Below are 7,335 nucleotides of genomic sequence, written 5' to 3'. Positions count from 1 at the left end.
CCCCCGAAGAACTTCCAGCGCCGACCACTGAGCGGTCGCGAGGTTCTCTGTGGGTACGCAGAAAAGCATGGCCCTGCTTGCGGCCGGCGGGTCATGCATGGCGGTGCGGTCTGTTCAGGTGATATCCAGGGGGTCAGCCGCCGGGCACCGGACGGGGCGGTTTGCGGGAGGTGGGAAGGTGGCATGCCGGAGGCGAGGATGACCCAGCGACCCTGGTCGAGTACCTCCGCACGTGACGAGAGTGCGGAGCTGGCCGCCGACGTGATTGTGATCGGCTCTGGCTTCGGCGGAAGCGTTACCGCTCTCCGGCTTGCGGAAAAAGGCTACCGTGTCGTTGTCCTGGAGGCCGGCCGGCGATTCCCCCCGGCTGCCCTCCCTCGAACGAACTGGAGAATTCGTCGTTATTTATGGGCGCCTCGACTTGGTTGCCACGGATTTCAGAAAATTAATATGATCGGCCGTCTCCTCGTTCTTTCCGGGGCGGCTGTCGGTGGTGGTTCGGTTGTTTACGCGAACACGCTCTACCGTCCACTGGACGCTTTCTACGCCAATCGTCAGTGGAGTCATATCACCGATTGGCGACAGGAGCTCGCGCCCTACTACGACCAGGCTGAGCGGATGCTCGGGGTGGTACCCAACCCGACGACCACCCATACTGACGAGGTGTACCGGGCGGTCGCCGAGGAAATGGGTGCCGGCGATACATTCCGTTTGGCCGACGTGGGCGTTTTTTTCGGCCGGGCCGGTAAGAAGGAGCCCGGTGTCGAGGTCGCGGACCCCTATTTCGGAGGTGCCGGGCCGACCCGTACCGGCTGCCGTGAATGCGGTGAATGCATGACCGGTTGCCGTTGGAACGCGAAGAACACCCTCGACTACAACTATCTTTACCTGGCTGAGAAACTGGGCGTCCGGGTTTTCCCCGACACCCAGGCTGAGGCGGTTCGTCCGCTGGCGACCGGAGGTTATGAAGTCAGTACGGTCCGCACCGGTTCCTGGGTCAGCCGGGGACAGCGGAGGTGGCATGCGGACCAGGTCGTATTCGCGGGTGGGGTGCTCGGTACCGTGCGCCTCCTGCTAGCCATGCGGGATACCGGCGTGCTACCGGCGCTGTCGTCCCGAGTCGGCGAGCTGACCCGCACGAATTCGGAATCCATTATCGGCGCCACCAGATTCCGACCGGACAAGCGGCTCGCTCGCGGGGTGGCGATTACGTCATCCTTTTATCCGGCGGCGGACACCCATATCGAACCCGTCCGTTATGGTCGGGGTAGTAACGCCATGGCGCTGTTGGCCACGCTCATGACTGATGGCGATCATCGTTTGCCCCGCTGGCTGGTGTTTGTGGGTGCAGCGCTGCGGCATCCATTGCCGCTGCTGTTCTCACCGCTGCCGTGGCGATGGTCGGAACGCACCATGATTTCGCTGGTCATGCAGTCGCGGGATAATTCGCTCACCCTTGTCCGGCGGCGGGGCCTGTTCGGGCGTTGCAGGCTCACCAGCACGCGGGGCCACGGTCAGCCAAATCCAACCTGGATTCCGGCTGGCAATGACGCGACTCGGCGAATCGCCAAGCATGTCGATGGCTTTCCGGGTGGCACCCTACCGGAGGTTCTTGATATTCCTATGACAGCGCACATCCTCGGTGGTGCCCCGATCGGGGACTCCCCGGCCAACGGGGTTATCGACCCCTACCACCGGATCTTCGGATATGACGGCCTGCATGTGGTCGACGGTGCGGCGGTCGCGGCCAATCTCGGCGTCAACCCGTCGCTGACGATCACGGCGTTGGCCGAACGAGCGATCTCATTGTGGCCGAACAAGGGTGAGCCGGACCAGCGTCCACCAGCCGGATCACGTTATAAGCGGATTCCACCGGTTCGTCCACTGTATCCGGTTGTGCCTGAACATGCGCCGGCTGCTTACACTGTCGGCCTTTCAAAGGGTCCTGAACGTCGTCGGGATTGATACTGAGCCTGCTGCTGGTGCGGCCGTACGCAGCGTTGGGCCTCCGCTACCGGCCGCCGTGGCCAGGCCGGTGACCGGGTCTGCTCGGACGCGATCGGAACCGGCCTCGACGGCACGGGAATCGCCTGGTGCAGCGTGGGGCGGCCGGCGTGTCGGCGTCGTGTCGCCCGCATGCCGGCCGCGTGTTGCCCTCATGTCGGCCTCACCGTTCGGACGGAGCCGCCATCGCGCCGTGTTGGCCCGTGCTCCGACGCATACGATCGGCGGAGCATCGAGGACACGGCGGTCGTTGGACCCGCGACGCGATACTCGCCGCTACCGGCGATCAGCCACCACCGACACGACGGAAGAGAAGACTCATGGCTGAGGAGCTGTACGCCACACTGAGGACGACTCAGGGTGACGTTGAGATTCTGCTGTTCGAAAACCAGGCGCCGAAGACGGTCGCGAATTTCGTCGGTCTCGCCACCGGCACGCGGGAGTGGACCGACCCGCGGACGGGCGAGAAGCGAACGACTCCCTTGTACGACGGGACGATTTTTCATCGGGTGATCCCGGATTTCATGATCCAGGGTGGTGACCCGTTGGGCAGCGGCCGTGGCGGCCCGGGTTACAAGTTTGCCGACGAGTTCCACCCGGAGCTGCGCTTCTCCCGGCCGTACCTGCTCGCGATGGCGAACTCGGGTCCGGGCACCAACGGTTCCCAGTTTTTCATCACCGTGGCGGCGACGACCTGGTTGGACCGCAAGCACACGATTTTCGGTGAGGTCACGCGCGGCACCGAGATCGTGGACGCGATCAGCAAAGCGCCGACGGGTGCCCAGGACCGTCCCACCACCGATGTGGTGGTGCAGCAGGTCGTCATCGAACGCCGTACGGTCTAAGGCGGCTCGGGTTTAGGTCGGGGCCGACATGACGAAATCACCTTGGTCAGAGCCGGACGGCGCTGCCGCCGCTTCGGATGGCGGAGCTGTCGGTCCCGGCCAGCCAGCTGGACAACAATCGTCGGGACCCGATGGCTGGCGTCCCGTGGTCGGGCCGCCAGCTCCGCCTGGCGGCTGGACGCCGCCCGCCCAGCCCGCGGGCGGTCCGCCGGTAGGCGGGAGCGGACCCGCGCTCGTCCCGCGCTGCTATCGGCACCCAGACCGCGAAACCTACGTGTCCTGCCAGCGGTGCGACCGCCCGATTTGCCCGGACTGCATGCGTCCCGCAGCCGTCGGGTTCCACTGCCCGGACGAAGCCGGCAGGCAGGACCGCCGTTCCGGTGGCTTCTCCCGGCGGCCGGGCAGCCAGCTCGGTGGGCAGCTGGTGGGACGTCCCGGGCTGGTCACCCAGATGCTCATCGGGATGTGTGTGATCGCGTACATCCTACAGGGGCTGCCGGGACTCGGCGGCGGTACCGACAACGCCTTCACCCGAGACTTCGAGCTCAGCGGTCTGGCAATAGCGATCCACGGTGAATACTACCGGTTGCTGACCGCGGCGTTTCTGCATGCGGGTATCTTGCACATCCTGCTCAATATGTATGCGCTCTACCTGCTCGGATACCAGCTGGAGCAGATTCTCGGCCGGGTGCGCTACCTTGCGCTGTTCGTGGTGTGTGCCGTCGGCGGGAACACGTTCAGTTATTTGGTCAACGGTTGGAGCACCTTCTCGGTCGGCGCATCCACCGCGGTGTTCGGCTTCTTCGCGGCGTACTACGTGATCGCCAGACGGCTGCGGGCGGATACGTCGGCGATCCTCGTTGTCGTTGGCATCAATTTGATCATCAGTTTCACCATCAGCGGGATCGACAAATGGGGTCATATCGGCGGTCTTGTGACTGGTCTGTCTGTCGGCGTGGTGTATGCCTACGTGCCGCCACGCCGGACCTGGTTGCAGGCGGTCGCCGTGGGCGGCATTCTCGCCGCGTTGCTGGCAGCCGCGGTCCTGAGCACGTGATGGCGGTTGGCCGGTGGCGTTGTGCCACCCCGGTCGTGGATGTCAGCCGTGGCGGCGACGGATCTCCTCCACCACCGCGGCGATCCGCTCGGGTGCGGTGCCGAGCTGGCGACGGCTGAGCAGCACGGGGCCATCGATTGTCTCGACGATGAGAACGTGGATGTGCACGCCACGACGGTTGTGTGTCAGGGTGCTGGCCTGTACCCGTAGCACAGCGGCCCAGGGCAGCCGCCGCCGGTGGATCCCATCCACCAGGTCGATGCCGCCGTCGTCCACCCGCAGCGCGGGCCGGGCGACGGCGTCCCGCACAGCGAGCACGAGCAGGCCGGCACCGCTGAGCCCGATCAGGAGACGGCCTGGGTTGTCCAGCGAACTCAACCGGGACGCGAGCGAGCCGGTGGCCGCGATCGCGAGCACGATCATCCCGGCCGCCGCATAGAGGATCACCCGCCGCCACGACGGCGACCAAGCGCGTGCGTCGGCGGCCCTGGCCGTCGACTCCGTGGGCACCGAGTTCGTCATCCCGCATGTCACCTAGCACGGTACATCGCGCTCACCGGCCGTCCGTCCGGGCCGGGCGCAGGATCCCGTTCGGCCTGCTCGGCGTGAGCACGGCTCCGTTGCCCGGCGGCCACATAGAGAAGATGATCATCCAGCCGGCGGTCGAGTGGTCGTCATACGTCGCATACTCTTTACGGTTGCCCCGCGGATACCCATCGTGATAATTGAGGGGTGCCCACGCGGGGAGCGGGTTCCCGCCATGGGATATCCACATTGTGGACAACCGTTGGGGACGAATGACAGCCGTGGAACTCCCTGGAAGAACTAACGGTGCGCATTACCTCCACTGCGTTGCCACGCCAAGGCCAATTACGACAAAACCGAACCCAATCAGGATGTTCCAGGCGCCCAGGCTGTCCATTCCCGGGACGCCACCGTTGGAAAAGTAGTAAATCAGCAGCCAGATGATCCCGATCGCAAAGAGTGCTATGATCGTTGCGCCTACCCACGGCGGAGACGGTGGCTTGCGCTTGCGGACCTGGGGGGCCTGGGGTGGCGAGGTAGTCGACTTCTTCTTGCGACGTCGGGAAACGGGCACTTCGGGGCTCCTTGAGGACCGTGACGAGCTTCGTGGGCTGGCCGCCATCCCCCCCGCCGCGGGCATTGGCCGGGGATACCGCGGACCAGCTGTCCCACAGGGTAGACAGGCCCGTCGCCAGGCCTCGCCGAACGTGCCATTCCGAACGTGTCCGCCCAGATCCGCCGGGGCTGGCTGCTTGGTTCGGCCCGGTTGGTTGCGGTTGCGGCGCGCGGCCTCCGTAGCTCCCATAGCGAGGAGGGCCCAGGGTCCCGCCCGTGTGGTCGGCGCATTATACCGGCCCGCCGGGGATGTTTCTTGTTCGTTTTCTTGCCAGAATGATGCCCAACCGCAAACTGACGAGTGGCCGGAGAGTACGCGATGATGATTTTTCGTGTACTGGGAGGCCCTGGGGAGCCTAGGAGCGTACCCGCGATGCCAGGTGGATCGACGACCGAGCGGGAGAGTACCGTGACCAAAGCCACTACCTATGCTGACAAGCCGTGGCAATCATCCTACGTCGATGGTGTCCCCAAGGACGTTGAGATCCCTGATATCACGCTGAGCCAGTTGTTCGAGAACATTGTGGCCAGATTTCCGAAAAGTCCAGCGATTTCTTTCTTTGGTACCACGCTGACCTATGGCGCGCTCTCCCAGCAGGTCGGCGCATTTGCTGAGGGTCTTGCGAAGCTGGGCGTCCGGGCCGGCGATCGCGTCGCGTTGGTCCTGCCGAACTGCCCACAACATGTGATCGCTTTTCAGGCGGTGCTGCGGCTCGGCGCGATTGTGGCCGAGGCGAATCCCCTCTACACCGAGACCGAGCTGACCCATCAGCTCGCCGACTGCGGAGCGGAGTACGTGATCTGTCTCGACCGTACTTACCCGGCGGTGGCGGCGGCTCGCCGATCCGGCCGGACGAAAGTTCGGGAGGTCATTGCCACCTCGATTCCTGATTTTCTGCCCAAAAAGGACCAGCTGTTGCTCCGGCTGCCGATCGCCAAGGCGCGCAGAAAACGCGCCGAAGTTGTGACGGAGCTGCCCGCGGATGCCCGTGCGCACGCCTTCCTCGACGTGCTGAGGACCGGCCGGGCCACGCCGGTGAGCACATCGGTCCAGGCCGCGGCGTCCGATGTCGCCGTCCTGCTGTACACCACTGGAACGACCGGTACGGCCAAAGGCGCGATGCTGACCCATCGTAATCTTGTCGCGAACGGTGAACAGGGCCGGGCGTGGATCGTCGGAGCCCGTCCGGGGCACGAGGTGCTCATTGCGGTGCTGCCGATGTTCCATGCCTACGGGATGACGCTGTGCATGATTCAGGGAATGGTGCTCGGGGCGCATGTCGTGCTGTTGCCAAAGTTTGATGTGACCATGGTATTTGACGCCATTGCCAAACATCGTCCGACGCTTTTCCCGGGGGTCCCACCCATTTATCAGGCGCTGTTGGACAGCCCGCGGGCGAGGAACGCCGACCTCACCTCGCTCCGGGGCTGCCTGTCCGGCGCGATGAAACTTTCCGCCGATCTGCAACAGCGTTGGGAATCGGCGACCGGTATGCCGCTCGTCGAGGGATACGGCATGACCGAGACCGCACCGTTGACCCACGCCTGCCCGTTGGGAGGCGCGACCCGCCCAGGATGGATCGGCCTGCCCGTCCCGTCCACCGAAGCGAAGATTGTTGACAGTGAGGACTGCACCAAGGAGATGCCGGTGGGTGAATCCGGTGAATTGATGGTGCGGGGCCCGCAGGTGTTCGCCGGCTATTGGGAGAACCCGGCGGCCACCAAGGCCACGCTGACCGCGGACGGCTGGATCCTCACCGGTGACATCGCGCGGATGGATTCCGGCGGCTGGTTCGAGATCGTTGATCGGAAAAAGGAGATCATTATTGCGGGTGGCTTCAACATCTACCCGACTGAGATCGAGGAGGTCCTGTTGGGGCTCCCCGAGGTCGCCGAGGTCGCCGTGATCGGTGTCCCGGACGCTTACCGCGGTGAGACGGTCAAGGCCTTCCTGGTGCTGCGGCCTGGCGCCTCCCTGACCGTCGACGAGGTGCGGGCGTATGCGGCTAAGCAGCTGTCTGCGTACAAAGTCCCAAAAATCATCGAATTCCGGACGAAGCCGTTGCCGAAGGTCGGAGTCGGCAAGGTCCTGCGCCGGGCGCTGCGGGATGAGGAAAAAGCCGGGGCTGGGGAGGGGCAGGGCGGATCTGGGCGGGACGCCGCCGAGGGCTGACCGGGCCCTGCCTCCGGCCGGGCGTCCGAGCCGGTTCGTGTCCGTCTGTGCCGGGGCGTGGGCCGTTTCCCGCATGAGCTCTTTCTGGTGCTGGGCACAACCGGCGGTGTCCCTCT

General features: G+C 65.0%; 6 protein-coding genes. 4 read left to right on the top strand and 2 right to left on the bottom strand.

The features are described from left to right. Positions 1 to 198 precede the first annotated feature (198 nt). From MJ777_RS12475 to MJ777_RS12465, 3 genes are all read left to right on the top strand, one after another. Positions 199 to 1,965, top strand: coding sequence for an FAD-dependent oxidoreductase (locus MJ777_RS12475; RefSeq protein WP_239344790.1), 1,767 nt, complete (start codon positions 199 to 201; stop codon positions 1,963 to 1,965). 359 nt (positions 1,966 to 2,324) lie between these two features. After that, on the top strand, positions 2,325 to 2,849 hold the full coding sequence (locus tag MJ777_RS12470; protein WP_239312497.1) for a peptidylprolyl isomerase: 525 nt from the start codon (positions 2,325 to 2,327) through the stop codon (positions 2,847 to 2,849). A gap of 316 nt (positions 2,850 to 3,165) precedes the next feature. Beyond that, entirely contained in the window at positions 3,166 to 3,906 is a 741-nt protein-coding gene (locus MJ777_RS12465) for a rhomboid family intramembrane serine protease (RefSeq protein WP_239376227.1), read from the top strand. Between the two features lie 42 nt (positions 3,907 to 3,948). On the opposite strand, the gene MJ777_RS12460 is transcribed toward MJ777_RS12465, so the two are convergent. Both MJ777_RS12460 and MJ777_RS12455 read right to left on the bottom strand, forming a co-directional pair. Then, positions 3,949 to 4,428 carry a PH domain-containing protein gene (locus MJ777_RS12460; protein ID WP_239376225.1) on the bottom strand — a complete coding sequence of 160 codons (480 nt, stop codon included), beginning with the start codon at positions 4,426 to 4,428 and terminating at the stop codon, positions 3,949 to 3,951. Between the two features lie 316 nt (positions 4,429 to 4,744). Further along, entirely contained in the window at positions 4,745 to 5,053 is a 309-nt protein-coding gene (locus MJ777_RS12455; RefSeq protein WP_239312503.1) for a cell division protein CrgA, read from the bottom strand. A 402-nt stretch (positions 5,054 to 5,455) separates the two neighbouring features. Here MJ777_RS12455 and MJ777_RS12450 point away from each other — a divergent pair, with 402 nt between their 5' ends. Next, positions 5,456 to 7,219 (top strand): AMP-binding protein, encoded by a 1,764-nt coding sequence (locus MJ777_RS12450; protein WP_239376223.1) that lies wholly within the window; start codon positions 5,456 to 5,458, stop codon positions 7,217 to 7,219. Positions 7,220 to 7,335: the final 116 nt, after the last annotated feature.

The organism is Protofrankia sp. Cj5, from assembly GCF_917627405.1.
In the GTDB taxonomy this organism is placed as follows: domain Bacteria; phylum Actinomycetota; class Actinomycetes; order Frankiales; family Frankiaceae; genus Protofrankia.
This window is presented reverse-complemented; position numbering and strand designations above follow the sequence as displayed.

Excerpts from the sequence above, each read along its gene's own strand:
- MJ777_RS12475 (WP_239344790.1), top strand. The coding sequence starts at position 199 with ATGACCCAGCGACCCTGGTCGAGTACCTCCGCACGTGACGAGAGTGCG.
- MJ777_RS12470 (WP_239312497.1), top strand. The coding sequence starts at position 2,325 with ATGGCTGAGGAGCTGTACGCCACACTGAGGACGACTCAGGGTGACGTT.
- MJ777_RS12465 (WP_239376227.1), top strand. The coding sequence starts at position 3,166 with ATGCGTCCCGCAGCCGTCGGGTTCCACTGCCCGGACGAAGCCGGCAGG.
- MJ777_RS12460 (WP_239376225.1), bottom strand. The coding sequence starts at position 4,428 with ATGACGAACTCGGTGCCCACGGAGTCGACGGCCAGGGCCGCCGACGCA.
- MJ777_RS12455 (WP_239312503.1), bottom strand. The coding sequence starts at position 5,053 with ATGGCGGCCAGCCCACGAAGCTCGTCACGGTCCTCAAGGAGCCCCGAA.